The sequence below is a fragment of the Devosia sp. genome (assembly GCF_014860165.1).
Taxonomy (GTDB): domain Bacteria; phylum Pseudomonadota; class Alphaproteobacteria; order Rhizobiales; family Devosiaceae; genus Devosia.
Window position 1 is genome coordinate 37,371 of sequence record NZ_JACZKG010000027.1, and the last position, 14,242, is coordinate 51,612.

Below are 14,242 nucleotides of genomic sequence, written 5' to 3' on the forward strand. Positions count from 1 at the left end.
GTCAAGTATTTGCGCCAGACGGTCGTCATCCGGCGCTGACGCGGAACCGGCGGGCGGGACATCAGAAAGGTCTCGTGCCGGAGCGTCCTGTCGCAGCGCGACGCCAAGGCATCGAACCGGACAACAGCCACAATACTCCAAAACCGCGGCTTGCAAACTGGCACTATGGTCGCAGCTGCGTTTTTGCACTGCTGCCATGTGCTTGCTTTCCGTACCGATTTGCGTCAAATCCCCGCGCGCCGGGCGATCGGGCCCGCTTGCCCCCAGAGTTCACTTCGTCTTGACCAAGGCGTTTCATTCTTCCGGCGATGTCATCGCCGACCGTCGTGCTGGCTATGCCAGGATGCTGGCAGAAAGCGGCGACCATGCCGCTGCTGCCGATTTGATGGGCCAGGCGCTCGATATCGTGCCCGCCTGGGCCGCCGGGTGGGACCTGCTCGGCAATTACGCTGAAAAGGCCGGCGACGTGGCCGGCGCGATTTCGGCGTGGCGGCATCTTGAGGCGCTCGATGATGCCGGGGTGTTCGGGGCGCGGCTGAAGCTGGCCGCCCATGGCGCCGGGGCAGCGAGCGATGGCACTGCGCTGAGCTATGTAGAGGCGCTGTTCGACCAGTATGCGCCCCAGTTCGAGCAATCGCTCGTGGACCGGCTGGGCTATCGCGTGCCCCAGATGCTGGACGATCTGGTGAACGAGGAGATGGCGCGGCTGGGCATCGACCGCTTCGCGCGGGCGCTGGACCTGGGCTGTGGCACCGGCCTGATGGGGCGGCAACTGCGCGACAAGGTCGCCTTCCTCGAGGGCATCGACGTATCGGCGGCGATGATCGCCGAGACGACGCGCACGGGCATCTATGACAGCCTGCACAAGGCCGAGCTGGTGGCGACGCTGGCCGCCCGCCGTTCCGATGCCGATCTGGTCACCGCCGCCGACGTGTTCATCTATTGCGGCGCGCTGCCGCCGGTCTTGGCGGCCCTCGTGCCGGCTTTGCAGCCTGGCGGGCTCCTCGCCTTTTCACTCGAAGCCCATGACGGGCCCGAGCCGCTGTTCCTGCGCCCGTCGCTGCGCTACGCCCATGGCATCGAGGCGACGCGCGACGCGCTGGTCGTGGCGGGGCTCGAAATCCTGCGCTTCGAGACGGCCGTGCTGCGGCAGGATCGGGGCGCACCGATAGTGGGCATGCTGATCGTGGCGCGACGGCCGCTGATAGAATTGGTCGCGGCCAATGAGGGGCAGGGCGGCGTGGCCGCCTGACGGCTAGGCAAACGCCGCGGGGCTTGGCACAAAGGCTGTCCCTCCGGTGTCCCGAGTCTGCTGCCATGAATGCCATCCGCTACGACTTTCGCTCCGACACTGTCACCCGGCCCTCCGCCGGCATGCGCGCCGCCATGGCCAGCGCGGAGATGGGCGATGACGTGTTCGGCGACGATCCCACGGTCAACCTGCTGGAGCAGCGCATGGCGGCGATGCTGGGCAAGGATGCAGCGATCTTCGTGCCATCCGGCACGCAATCGAACCTGCTGGCGCTGATGAGCCATTGCGGGCGTGGTGACGAGTTCATCGCCGGCCAGGATGCGCATCTTTATTGCCACGAAGCCGGTGGCGCCGCTGTCCTCGGCTCGATCCAGCCCCAGCCTATCGCGCATCAGGCCGACGGCACGATGGACCTCGGCGATATCGAAAAGGCGATCAAGCCGGACGACAACCACTATGCCCGCACGCGCGTCATTGCGCTGGAAAATACCTTCGGCGGCAAGGTGCTGCCGGTCGACTACATGGCGCAGGTCGCCGAGATTGCGCGGCGCCGGAGCCTGGGTCTCCATCTCGATGGCGCCCGCGCCTTCAATGCCTGCGTGGCGCTCGGCACCGACATCAAGACCTTCACGGCGCCGTTCGACACGGTCTCGATCTGCCTCTCCAAGGGGCTGGGCGCGCCTGTCGGCTCGGTGCTGGTTGGCAGGCAGGACCTGATCGCCCTGGCGCGACGGCACCGCAAGATGCTGGGTGGCGGCATGCGCCAGGCCGGCATTCTCGCTGCGGCAGGGCTCTATGCCCTCGACCACAACATTGCGCGCCTGGCCGAGGATCATCGCCGGGCGCGCCGGTTGGCCGAGGGGCTGGCAGCGTTCCCCGCGCTCAAGGTCGTCATGCCCGATACCAACATTGTCTTCGTCGATGTCGAGGAGCGGCTGGGTGAGCGGTTCACCGATTTCCTGCAGGGGCGGGGCGTTGGCATGCTGGGCTATGGCCGGCAGCGCTGGGTCACCCATCTCGACGTGGATGACGACATGGTCGAGGGCGCGCTGGCCGAGGTCGCGGCGTTCTTCCGGGCAGGGTGAGGGGCGGTTTTCGCATCGTAGCCACCTATCCCACAACGTTATCCCCGCGAAGGCGGGGATCCATTCTTGGGTGGAGTGGATTCCCGCCTTCGCGGGAATGACGCAATGGCGAGAAGGGCGGGCCGGAGCCCGCCCGACAGTTCAGCCCTGATCCAGCGCCACGCGGATCGCCAGTTCCACCGGGGAATGGACCCCGTCGGGGCGATCGAGTTCGAGCTGCCCGCGTGGCATCAGCGGGGGCTGGGCCATGAACTTGACCGTCTTGCCGCGATGCTTCTGGGCGGCATGCACGAGGAAGGGATGGCAGAGATAGACAGTCCCCGCTGGCCCCGTCGCCAAGGCCTCGCGGCCGGTATCGAACCAGTCCGGCCGGTCGGTGATCATGTGTCGAAGTGATCGCCCGGCGTCGCCTGATGGCGCAAGGTAGCGGGCGACCTCCAGATGCGAGCCGACCCTTATGCGGGTCGGCGCATCGTCCTCCCCGACATCGGAGAACAGGAACAACATCAGCAATGCCCGGCCTTTGGACACGATGTTGGCGCGGATATCGAGGAAGTCCCTGTAGTCGTCGCCGGTAAAGCTGCCATCGATGTGCCAGCCATCGTCGCCCGGCTCGTCGGGCGAGGGGAAGCGCACCGGGAATGTGCCGAGGCCCTGCGGCGGCACCCAGCGGTCCTTGCCGACGACCTGGTCATAGGCCGAGACGAGCGTGGGCGTATTGGCGGCCAGGCGAAAGGGCAGGTCGGAATAGCCGCCCAGCCGGATGACCGGCTTGGTCCAGGTGGCCGGATTGTCCGGATCGCAGCCGGTCGCCCGCCACAGGATGGCGCGGCCCTGTTCGGCCAGTTCGCGCGGAAAGGCGTTGTCGATGCGGACGAAGCCGTCGGTGATGAAAGAGTCGATCTGCGCTTCGGTGAGCGCGGGAATGCTGTCAGGCATTGGAAAGTCCATAAGTTCGCAAGGCCGCTGCCGCGGCCGGTTGGAGCGGCAAACCGCTCAGCGAGTGCCCGAAAGGGGCGCCGTCAGGCGCCGAGGAACACTGCGAACTTGGTGGACTGGATCATCATCATGATGGGCGAAATATAGGGGACGGGTTCGGGGTGTCAATTGGGCAGTCTTCACCTCTCCCTTGGGGGGGAGAGGTAAGAAAGCTAGGCCGCGAAATAATCCTGCAGCGGACGGACCACGAGGCTCCCCTTCTGCAGCGCGACGATCCCCTCCACCGCGGCGAGGGCGCCGTCGATGGTGGTGTAATAGGGGATCTTGCTCAACAGTGCCGTGCGGCGGATGTCGCGGCTGTCGCTGATCGATTTCATGCCATCGGTGGTGTTGATCACCAGCTGCACGCCGCCATTCTTCATCGAATCCACGATATGCGGCCGGCCTTCGAGCACCTTGTTGATCTTGGTGGCGGCGACGCCGTTTTCGACCAGGTATTTCGCCGTGCCGCCGGTGGCGAGGATGGTGAAACCGCCCTCGACCAGGTGGCGCGCCATATCGACGATATACTGCTTGTCCTCATCACGCACCGAGATGAAGGCGGTGCCCGATTGCGGCACCTTGGAGCCGGCGCCCATCTGCGACTTGGCGAAGGCCATGGCGAAATCGGTATCGAGGCCGATGACTTCGCCGGTCGATTTCATCTCCGGCCCCAGCACGGTGTCCACGCCCGGGAAGCGGTTGAAGGGGAACACGGCTTCCTTGACGGCGATGTGCTTGAACTGGCGCTCCACCAGCCCGAAGCTGGCGAGGCTCTCGCCCGCCATGATGCGGCTGGCGATCTTGGCGATCGGCTGGCCGATCACCTTGGCGACGAAGGGCACGGTGCGCGAGGCGCGCGGATTGACTTCGAGCAAGTAGATGACGCCGTCCTTGAGCGCATATTGCACATTCATCAGCCCGCCGACCTTGAGGGCGAAGGCCAGCTCGGCCGTCTGGCGCTTGAGCTCGGCAAGAATCTCAGGCGACAGGTTGCGCGGCGGCAGCGAGCAGGCCGAGTCGCCCGAATGGATGCCGGCTTCCTCGATATGCTCCATGATGCCGGCAACGAACACGTCCTTGCCGTCGCAGAGCGCATCGACGTCGATTTCGGTGGCGCCCGAGAGATAGGCATCAAACAGCAGCGGGTTGTCCGACAGCACCGAGTTGATCTGGCCGGTCTTGTCGTTGGGGTAGCGCTGCAGGATGTCGGGCGGGACCAGGCCGGTCAGCGTATCCTGCACATAGCGCTCGAATTCATTGGCCGAATGGACGATGGCCATGGCGCGGCCGCCCAGCACGTAGCTGGGGCGGATCACCAGCGGATAGCCCAGGCGCTCGGCGACGAGGCGGGACTGCTCTAACGAATAGGCGATGCCGTTCTTGGGCTGGGTCAGTTCGAGCTTGTTGAGGAGCTTGGAAAACTGGTCGCGGTCTTCGGCCAGGTCGATCGCATCGGGCTGGGTACCCAGGATCGGCACACCGGCCTTGAGGACGGCTTCGGCCAGGTTCAGCGGGGTCTGGCCGCCGAACTGCACGATCACGCCATGGAGCGTGCCGTTCTGCTTTTCGGTCAGCAGGATTTCGATGACGTCTTCCTCGGTCAGCGGCTCGAAATAGAGGCGGTCGGAGGTGTCATAGTCGGTCGAGACGGTTTCCGGGTTGCAGTTGACCATGATGGTCTCGTAGCCGGCGTCACTCAGCGCGAAGGCGGCATGGCAGCAGCAATAGTCGAACTCGATGCCCTGGCCGATACGGTTGGGGCCGCCGCCGAGAATGACCACCTTCTTGCGGTCGGACGGGCGGGCCTCGTCATCCACCTTGCCGTTGAACGGCACTTCATAGGTCGAATACATATAGGCGGTGGGCGAGGCGAATTCGGCCGCCGAGGTATCGATGCGCTTGTAGGCAGGGCGCACGTCGAGCGAATGGCGCAGCTTGCGCACATCGGATGGCTTGATATTGGCGAGCTGGGCCAGCCGCGCATCGGAAAAGCCCATGGCCTTGAGCGAGCGCAGGTTCTGCGCATCATCAGGCAGGCCGAACTGCTTGACCTTGTTCTCCGTCTCGACAATGCCCAGCATCTGCTCGAGGAACCACGGATCGATCTTGCAGGCGTCGTGGATATCCTCGACGCTCATGCCCAGCCGCATGGCCTCGGCCACATGCAGCAGGCGATCCGGCGTCGGCGTGCCGAGCGCGGCCTTGATGGCGTTCTTGTCCTCGCCCTCGCCAAGGCCCGGAATGCCGATCTCGTTGAGGCCGGTCAGGCCGGTTTCGAGCGAGCGCAGCGCCTTCTGCAGCGATTCCTGGAAGGTGCGGCCGATGGCCATGGCCTCGCCCACCGATTTCATCGCCGTGGTCAGGCGGTTGTCGGCGCCGGGGAATTTCTCGAAGGCAAAGCGCGGGATCTTGGTGACGACATAGTCGATGGTCGGCTCGAAGCTGGCCGGGGTCATGCCGCCGGTAATGTCGTTGTCGAGCTCGTCCAGCGTGTAGCCGACCGCCAGCCGCGCCGCGACCTTGGCGATGGGGAAGCCGGTGGCCTTCGACGCCAAAGCCGACGAGCGCGACACGCGCGGGTTCATCTCGATGACGACCATGCGGCCATCGGCGGGGTTGATGCCGAACTGGACGTTCGAGCCGCCGGTTTCGACGCCGATCTCGCGCAAAACCGCCAGCGAGGCGTCGCGCATGATCTGGTATTCCTTGTCGGTCAGCGTCAGCGCCGGCGCGACGGTGATGGAATCGCCGGTATGGACGCCCATCGGGTCGATATTCTCGATCGAGCAGACGATGATGCAGTTGTCCTTCTTGTCGCGGACAACTTCCATTTCATACTCTTTCCAGCCGAGCACGCTTTCCTCGACCAGCACTTCATTGGTGGGCGAGGCGTCGATGCCGCTCTCGCAGATATTGAGATATTCCTCGCGGTTATAGGCAATGCCGCCGCCGGTGCCGCCCAGGGTGAAGCTGGGGCGGATGATGCAGGGCAGGCCGATCACCTCGAGCGCCTGCAGCGCCTCGATGGTGTTATGCGCCAGCATGGAGCGCGGGGTTTCGAGCCCGATCTTCTTCATGGCGTCGCGGAACAGTTCGCGGTCTTCCGCCTTGTCGATGGCCTCGGCGGTGGCGCCGATCATCTCGACGCCGAATTTCTCCAGCACGCCCATCTTGCGCAGGGAAAGCGCACAGTTCAGCGCCGTCTGGCCGCCCATGGTGGGCAGCAGCGCATCGGGGCGCTCCTTCTCGATGATCTTGGCGACCACTTCGGGGGTGATCGGCTCCATGTAGGTCGCGTCGGCCAGGTCCGGATCGGTCATGATCGTGGCCGGGTTCGAGTTCACCAGGATGATCCGGTAGCCCTCTTCCTTGAGCGCCTTGCAGGCCTGGGTGCCGGAATAATCGAACTCGCAGGCCTGCCCGATAATGATCGGACCCGCACCGATGATGAGGATCGACTTGATATCGGTACGTTTTGGCATGGTGCTCGCTCGGCTCTAGGACGCAGGGTCGGGCGAAGGAGAATCGCCCGGGCGCACCCGTCCGCGCGAAACCCGCGTAGCAGTTGAGCACTGCGGCGCGGGGGTAGAGACCGGACATGGTGGTTAGGTGGGCTGTCTAGCGGAGAAGCATCAGAAAGCCAACCCATATAGCCGCAACTTTACGTCTCGCCCTACCTGTCCACCGCCCTAATGCGGTGCCCCAAGAGCCGTCGTCGGTTCGCCGCTGCTATTGTTGCGCCGCCAGGTTCCCGGCGGGATACCCATGAGCTTCTTGAAGGCACGGTTGAAGGCGGCCTCAGATTCGTAGCCTACTTCGACTGCGGCCTGGGCGATGCTGACGTGGGGGTTCTCCAGCCGCCGGGCCGCGAGCTGCATCCGCCACTTGCCGACATAATGGATTGGGGAGTCGCTGGTGAAGTGGGTGAAGCGCTTGGCGAAGACCGAGCGTGACATGCCGACCGCGGTGGCCAGCGACTCGATTGTCCAATCGCTGGCAGGGTGAGCATGGATCAAATGCAGGGCCTGACCGATCTGCGGGTCGCGCAAGCCTGAAAGCCAGCCCCGCGACCCCGCTGGCAGGTCCTGCGCGTATTCGCGAAGCACCTGGACAAACATCAGCTCGGCCAGCTTGGCGCGTATCGTCTCTCCGCCCGCCTGATGCTGCTCTGTTTCCGCGACGGCATGTTGCACCATGTGCGACAGCCAGCCATTTGCGGTGGACTTGCCGTGCAGCACCCGCGGCAAGGTCTTGATGAAGGGGTTGTAGGGGCGGATGTCGCAACCGAGGTATCCACAGATGAAGCGGCAGGCGTCCGGCCCGTCTCCCTCGTTCAAGATGTAGGGAAGCTGGTGATCCGCGGGGCGGGTGTAAACTGCCAGATTTGGTTCCGCCCGCATGCCGATAGCGGAACAGAAGGCATGGGCGTCATCCAGCGGAAAGACGATGATGTCGCCGGCATTGAGCCGCATCGGCTCTGCCGAGCCGTCGATCATCTCGGCCCAGCAGGATCCCTCGAGCAGGGTGTGGAAAGAGAAGACGTACTGGGATTGGGGCATGACACTGCTGGCAATGACCGACGCACGCGGAGTCTCGGCCACCCAGGGGGCATGAAAGGTGTTGTCGAAGAAGATTGCGCCGGTCAGGCGGACTGCGCTCAGAACATCGGACATTACATCCATCGCGCTACCCCTCCAGGTCGCACTGTCACAGTATCCCTCGCGGCCACGGTGCACAAGCGAGCCTCGGTTTCACAAGTCTCACCCTGCTGCCGGGGAAAATATGACAGTATTGATGACGTTTATTCACCTCAGGACTGAGCACGGTTGAGCAATAGACTAGGACGATCAGCCATTTCAGTGCCGCTCCGGCGGTCCTAGTTTCGGGCAGCATCTTTTGCGGGAGGCATTGATGACCAATGACGAACTCGACAAATTCGCCGCCAGCTTGCGCGGCGCCGTTATCCGCGCCGGCAGTCCGGAATATGATGAGGCGCGCAAACTCTACAACGCGATGATTGACAAGCGGCCGTTGCTGATCGCGCGCTGCGCCGACGTCAGTGACGTGATCGCCTGCGTCAATTTCGGGCGCGACTCCAAGCTGCCCATCGCCGTTCGGGGCGGCGGCCACAATGGGCCTGGTCTGGGCAGTGTCGACGATGGCCTCGTCATCGATCTCTCGCAGATGACCGGCGTGCGGGTGGATGCGAAGGGGAAAACGGCCCGCGTCGGGCCAGGATGCACGACCGGGGACGTTGACCACGCCACCCATGCCTTCGGGATGGCCGTGCCGTTCGGCATCATTTCGACCACTGGCGTCGCCGGGCTGACCTTGTCGGGAGGACACGGCTACCTGAGCCGACAGTATGGCCTGGCAGTGGACAATCTCATCGAGGCCGATGTGGTGCTCTCCGATGGCAGCTTTGTCACGACCAGCGATACCGAGAACCCGGAGCTCATGTGGGCACTGCGCGGTGGAGGCGGCAATTTCGGCATTGTGACGAGCTTCGTGTTCCGGCTCAGCCCCGCCAAGGTGCTCTATGGCGGGCCGATCGTCTTTGAAATCAGCGAGGCGGCGGAGGTCATGCGGTGGTACCGTTCGTTCCAGGCCACCGCGCCCGATGATTTCTACATCTTCCTCGGGCTGCAATCGGTTCCGGCCACCGATCCGTTCCCGCGCGAGCACTGGAATAAGCGCATGTGCGTGCTCCTTGTCGCGCATAATGGCGAGGGTGCCGAGGCGGCCGTCAATGCGATCCGCGGGCAATTGCCCAAGCCAATCATCGACTGGGCGGCGCCGATACCCTATCCGGCCCTCCAGGCCATGTTCGATCCGTTCTACCCAAAGGGCATGCAGTGGTACTGGAAAGGCGACTTCGTGAAGACGCTGCCGGACGCTGCCATAGAGGCTCATATCGAACATGCCGTTGCGGGCAACGAGTTCTCCTGCATGCATCTTTATCCCATTGACGGGCAGGTGCAGCGGAAGCGGCAGGATGAGAGCGCTTGGTCCACGCGCGATGCGACGTGGTCCATGGTGATCGTCGGGGTGCATCCGGAGCCGTCGGAGGCCGCCGCGATCAAGAACTGGGCCACGGGCTATTGGCAGGCTGTACACCCGTACAACCTTGCCGGAGCCTATCCCAATTTCATGATGGCCGACGAAGGCGAGGCGCGGGTCCGGGCGAGCTTTGGCAACAATTATGCGCGGCTGGCGGCCCTCAAGCAGAAGTTCGATCCACACAACCTGTTCCATGTGAACCAGAACATCCGGCCAGCGGCCTGACATTCTCGACCGGCAGCGCCAGTTGCCGGTCCCCGCTGTGCTTGCCTGCATGGCGCCAGGACAAGGCAGTAATCGGGATCGTCCTCGGCAAACGCCCCTTAAGCATTTCCCCGCTATTCTCCCGTCACCACGGGAGCCCCGCCCATGACCACATCCACCACCATCCACCTTTCCGAAGTCGTCGGTGCGCTCAGCTATGCCCTTGATATCACCGAGGGCCAGCCGGTGGGCCACAGCCTGCGCTGCTGCTGGATTGGCATGCATGTGGGGATGCGGCTGGGGCTGGCGCCGGCGGAGTTGTCGGACCTCTATTACACGCTGCTGCTCAAGGATATCGGCTGCAGTTCCAATGCGGCGCGAATCTGCCAGCTCTATCTGGCCGACGATCTGCGCTTCAAGGCCGGCTACAAGAGCGTCGATAGCGGGCTGCCGGAAATCCTGAGGTTCCTCTTGGCCCATACCGGGCGGGATTCGGGGCTCGTCGAGCGGCTGCAGGCCATGGTCCACATTGCCCGCAATGGCGGCGAAATCTCGCGCGAGCTGATTGAAACCCGCTGCCAGCGCGGCGCGGAAATCGCCCGCAGCATGCGGTTTTCCGAGGCCGTGGCGCAGGGCATTCTCGATCTCGACGAGCATTGGGATGGCAGCGGCCAGCCGCTGGGGCTTGTTGGTGCGCAGATATCGCTGTTCGGCCGCATTGCCCTGATGGCCCAAGTGGCCGATGTGTTCTTCATGCGCGGCGGGGCGCAGGCGGCGATTGCAGAGGTGACCTCGCGTGCCGGCCGCTGGTTCGACCCTGAACTGGCTTCTGTCCTCGCCGAGCTGGGGCAGGATGCGCAATTCTGGGCGCCACTGCTGGCCGATGACCTCAATCGGCAGGTGGTTGATCTCGAACCCCGGTCGCTGATGCGCGCGGTCGACGAAGACTATCTCGATGCTATCGCCGCCGGCTTTGCCCGGGTGGTCGATGCCAAGAGCCCGTTTACATCGGGGCATAGCGACCGGGTGGCCCTGTTTGCCGATCTGATCGCCGAGGAGCTGGGCTATACGCCCGAGCGCCGCCGCTGGATCCGCCGGGCGGCGCTGCTCCATGATATCGGCAAGCTGGGCGTGTCCAATTCGGTGCTCGACAAGAATGGCAAGCTCGACGAGACCGAATGGGCCGCCATCAAGCGGCATCCCGAGCTGGGCCGCACCATCCTCTCCAAGATCGCGGCCCTGCGCGATCTGGCCACGGTGGCGGGCGCCCATCACGAGCGCCTCGATGGCAAGGGCTATCCGCTCGGCCTTGTGGCAGAGCAGATCGACGGCGATACCCGCATCGTCACCACAGCGGACATTTTCGACGCCCTCACCGCCGACCGGCCCTATCGCAAGGCGATGCCGGTCAGCCGGGCCTTCGAGATCATGGACGCCGATGTGGGCACCGCCATCGACCCGGATTGCCTCGCCGCGCTCAAGCGCGGCTTCGCCCGCATGGAAGGCGTTGCCGCCTGAGAGGGTGGACAGAACCACCACCTTGGTGAACATTGGGGTGTGTCCGGCGTAACGGTTGCGGCAATGCCAATCATCAAGCAGGCTATCGAGTTGCGGTCGCCGCTGGTTCACAGCGTCAATTTCACCACCTTTACCGGCCCCACAAGCCAGCCCATGCATCCCGATGGCTGCTGGGACATCGTCATCCTCAAGCAGCGCGACCAGCTGATGGTGCTGCGCACGGGGCTGACGACGCGCACCGTGACGCATGAGGCCGAGGCCGGCGACGAGATGCTGGCGATCACCTTTAACCCCGATGTATTCATGCCGCTGATGCCGGGCGAGCGGATGCGCGACGAGGGCGTGCTGCTCGACATGATCGGCAGGGACCGGTTCTGGCTGGGCACCGATGTCATCGAGATGCCGCGACCCGATACGGTCGACAGCTTCGTGGCCAAGCTCGTGCGCGAGGAGATCGTGCAGACCAATCCGCTGGTGCAGTCGGTGGTCAGCGGCCGGCCGATGGCGATGTCGGAGCGGACGCTGCAGCGGCATTTCCTGCGCACCACGGGGCTCACCTACAAGGCCTTCACCCAGATCGAGCGGGCGCAGAAAGCGGTGGCTTTGCTGCAGATGGGGCGCCCCGCCGCCGATGTTGCCTTTGCGCTGGGCTATTCCGACCAGCCGCACATGATCCGCTCGCTGCGCGCCATCATGGCCCGCACGCCGGGGCAGATTTCTCAGGGCAGCTGACAGGCAAACTGTCGGATTTCTTCAATCCTGCTTGGGCCGCGATGGCTACAACAAGGGGGTCAGCGTTTAGCGCAACCCCTTGCAGGAGAACAGAAAATGTCCGCCATCACCCCATTCTCGATTACCATCCCCGAAGCCGCCCTCGCCGACCTCAAATCCCGCCTGACCCACTCCGTGCTGCCCTCGACGGGTGGTGAAGCGGGTTGGGCCCAGGGCCCGCAACTGGCCTGGGTGGAGGCGCTGCGCAGCCGGCTGCTCGATGGTTATGACTGGCGGGCGCAGGAGGCGGCGATCAACCGCCACCCCCAGTTCACCACCGAGATCGATGGCCAGACCATCCACTTCATCCATGTCAAATCGCGCGAGGCCAATGCCACGCCGTTGCTGCTGATCCATGGCTGGCCCGGCTCGATCGTCGAATATCTCGGCGTCATCGATGCGCTGACCGATCCGGTGGCGCATGGCGGCACGGCGGCCGATGCCTTCGACGTCATCATCCCCTCGCTGCCCGGCTTCGGCTTTTCGGGCCCGACCAAAGAGGCCGGCTGGAACAATGGCCGCATTGCCAGGGCCTTCCTCGAGCTGATGAGCCGGCTGGGCTATGAGCGCTTCGGCGTGCAGGGTGGCGATGCCGGCGCCATCATCGCTCCCGAAATCGGCCGCCTGGCGCCGCAGCGGGTCATTGGCGTGCAGGTCAATGCCGCAACCCTGGGCTTCATTCCGCTGGGCCCGATCGAGCCGGAGGTCTTTGCGTCGTTCAACGAGCGCGAACTGGTGCGGGTGCAGCGGCTGCAGCGCTTCATGGCCGAGCATTTCGGCTTCAACGCCATCCAGTCGAGCCGGCCGCAGGCTTTGGCCTATGCGATCTCGGATTCCCCGATCGGGCTCCTCGCCTGGATCAGTGAACTCTTCACCAGCTTCGGCGATCGGCCGGACGCCATCGACCAGGACGTGTTCCTCACCAATTTCATGATCTACTGGTTCACCGGCACCGCCGCTTCGTCGATCCGGCTCTACTACGAGAATGCCCATGATCCGGCAGCGTGGGCGCCCAAGGCCAATTCGGGCGTGCCGACCGGCGTAGTTGTCTATGGCTTCGACGAAGTACCGCTGCGCCGCTTTGGCGAAGAGGCCAACACCATCGTGCGCTGGACCGAGCTGGACGAGGGTGGCCACTATGCGGTCATCGAAGTGCCCGGCCTCTGGACCGCCGAAGTCCGCGCCTTCTTCGCCGGGCTCTAGGGAAACAGCAAAGCCGACCAGGGCCGGGGCGAATGCTCCGGCCTTTGGTTTTTCGGGCTACGGCCTCCGCCACAGACCGACGCGCAGGCCGCCATGCAGCACGGTCGGCTCCACCAGTTCGAGGCCAAGCCCGGTTGCCCTGGCGAGGTCCTTGTCTGACGTGATGATGCCGACACTCCAGCCGGGGAACTTGGAGCGGATCACCGTGCCCATGGTCCGATATAGCCCCAGCAGTGGCGCCTTGTTGCCAATGCGGGTGCCATAGGGTGGGTTGACGATGATGATGCCCGGCGGCCCCTCTGGGGGCTCGAGCATTTCGATGCTTTGCTGCTCGAAGCGGACGCGGTCGGTGACGCCGGCGCGCTCGGCGTTTTCGTTGGCCATGCGGATGGCGCCGGCATCGCGGTCGGAGCCGAAGAAACGGACGGTTGTGGGGGCAGAGGGGCCGGGCACGCGCATCGCCTCCCAGGCCCTGGCGTCGAAACCGGCAAGCTGTTCGAAAGCAAAGCGGCGCTCCCGCCCGGGCTTGAGGCCGAGGGCAATCTCGGCGGCTTCGATGATGAACGTTCCCGAGCCGCACATCGGGTCGAGCACAGTCTGCGTGCCGTCAAAGCCGCATTGGCGGAGAAACATGGCGGCCATGGTTTCCCGCATCGGCGCCTTGGCCACGCCTTCCTTGAAGCCGCGCTTGTGCAGGGACTCGCCCGTCGTATCGAGGCTGATCGTGACCAGGTCATCCTCGATCCGCACCATCACGCGGACTTCGGCATCGTCGGTGATGGGGGCGCCCAATTCCTCGGCGATGGCCTTGGCTACACGCTGGCTGGCGGCGCCGGCATGATAGATGCGCGAGCGCTTGCAACTGGCCTCGACCTTTACCGGCACATCCGGGCGCAGCACGCTCGCCCAGTCTACCTTGCGGGCCCGCTTGTCGAGCTGGGCGAGGTGCATGGCGCGGAAGCTGCCTGTTCGGGCCAGGACGCGGGTGGCGCCGCGCAGCTCCAGGTTGGCCCGCCACACATCGGGCCACAGGCCCATGAAGGCGACGCCGCCTTCGACCACCTTGGCATCGAACCCGGCCGCGCATGCCTCCTCGCAGAGCGGGGCTTCGAGCCCCGGCGTGGCGACGAGGTAGATTTCGAATGGCACTGGTTCGGTCATGGCGCAG

10 protein-coding genes are annotated in these 14,242 nt (G+C 64.6%); 6 read left to right on the top strand and 4 right to left on the bottom strand.

The genetic code is table 11. The features are described from left to right. Positions 1–280 precede the first annotated feature (280 nt). On the top strand, positions 281–1,252 hold the full coding sequence (locus IH615_RS06130) for a methyltransferase (protein WP_291360679.1): 972 nt from the start codon (positions 281–283) through the stop codon (positions 1,250–1,252). Positions 1,253–1,317: 65 nt separating this feature from the next. Next, positions 1,318–2,337 (top strand): low-specificity L-threonine aldolase, encoded by a 1,020-nt coding sequence (gene ltaE, locus IH615_RS06135; RefSeq protein ID WP_291360680.1) that lies wholly within the window; start codon positions 1,318–1,320, stop codon positions 2,335–2,337. Between the two features lie 141 nt (positions 2,338–2,478). On the opposite strand, the gene IH615_RS06140 is transcribed toward ltaE, so the two are convergent. The 3 genes from IH615_RS06140 to IH615_RS06150 form a co-directional block, all read right to left on the bottom strand. After that, entirely contained in the window at positions 2,479–3,276 is a 798-nt protein-coding gene (locus tag IH615_RS06140; RefSeq protein ID WP_291360682.1) for a phytanoyl-CoA dioxygenase, read from the bottom strand. A gap of 212 nt (positions 3,277–3,488) precedes the next feature. Beyond that, the gene (gene carB / locus IH615_RS06145; protein ID WP_291360684.1) at positions 3,489–6,800 is read right to left on the bottom strand and encodes a carbamoyl-phosphate synthase large subunit; all 3,312 of its coding nucleotides are present in this window, start codon (positions 6,798–6,800) and stop codon (positions 3,489–3,491) included. Positions 6,801–7,007: 207 nt separating this feature from the next. Beyond that, entirely contained in the window at positions 7,008–7,991 is a 984-nt protein-coding gene (locus IH615_RS06150; protein ID WP_291360686.1) for an AraC family transcriptional regulator, read from the bottom strand. A gap of 238 nt (positions 7,992–8,229) precedes the next feature. Here IH615_RS06150 and IH615_RS06155 point away from each other — a divergent pair, with 238 nt between their 5' ends. From IH615_RS06155 to IH615_RS06170, 4 genes are all read left to right on the top strand, one after another. Continuing rightward, positions 8,230–9,603: an FAD-binding oxidoreductase gene (locus tag IH615_RS06155; protein WP_291360687.1), complete on the top strand. Its 1,374-nt coding sequence runs from the start codon at positions 8,230–8,232 to the stop codon at positions 9,601–9,603. A gap of 144 nt (positions 9,604–9,747) precedes the next feature. Then, on the top strand, positions 9,748–11,100 hold the full coding sequence (locus tag IH615_RS06160) for an HD domain-containing protein (RefSeq protein ID WP_291360688.1): 1,353 nt from the start codon (positions 9,748–9,750) through the stop codon (positions 11,098–11,100). Positions 11,101–11,163: 63 nt separating this feature from the next. Beyond that, positions 11,164–11,832 carry a helix-turn-helix domain-containing protein gene (locus IH615_RS06165; protein ID WP_291360690.1) on the top strand — a complete coding sequence of 223 codons (669 nt, stop codon included), beginning with the start codon at positions 11,164–11,166 and terminating at the stop codon, positions 11,830–11,832. Positions 11,833–11,928: 96 nt separating this feature from the next. After that, positions 11,929–13,074, top strand: coding sequence for an epoxide hydrolase family protein (locus tag IH615_RS06170; protein ID WP_291360692.1), 1,146 nt, complete (start codon positions 11,929–11,931; stop codon positions 13,072–13,074). A gap of 57 nt (positions 13,075–13,131) precedes the next feature. On the opposite strand, the gene IH615_RS06175 is transcribed toward IH615_RS06170, so the two are convergent. Beyond that, positions 13,132–14,235, bottom strand: coding sequence for a class I SAM-dependent RNA methyltransferase (locus IH615_RS06175; protein WP_291360694.1), 1,104 nt, complete (start codon positions 14,233–14,235; stop codon positions 13,132–13,134). Between the last annotated feature and the right edge of the window lie 7 nt (positions 14,236–14,242).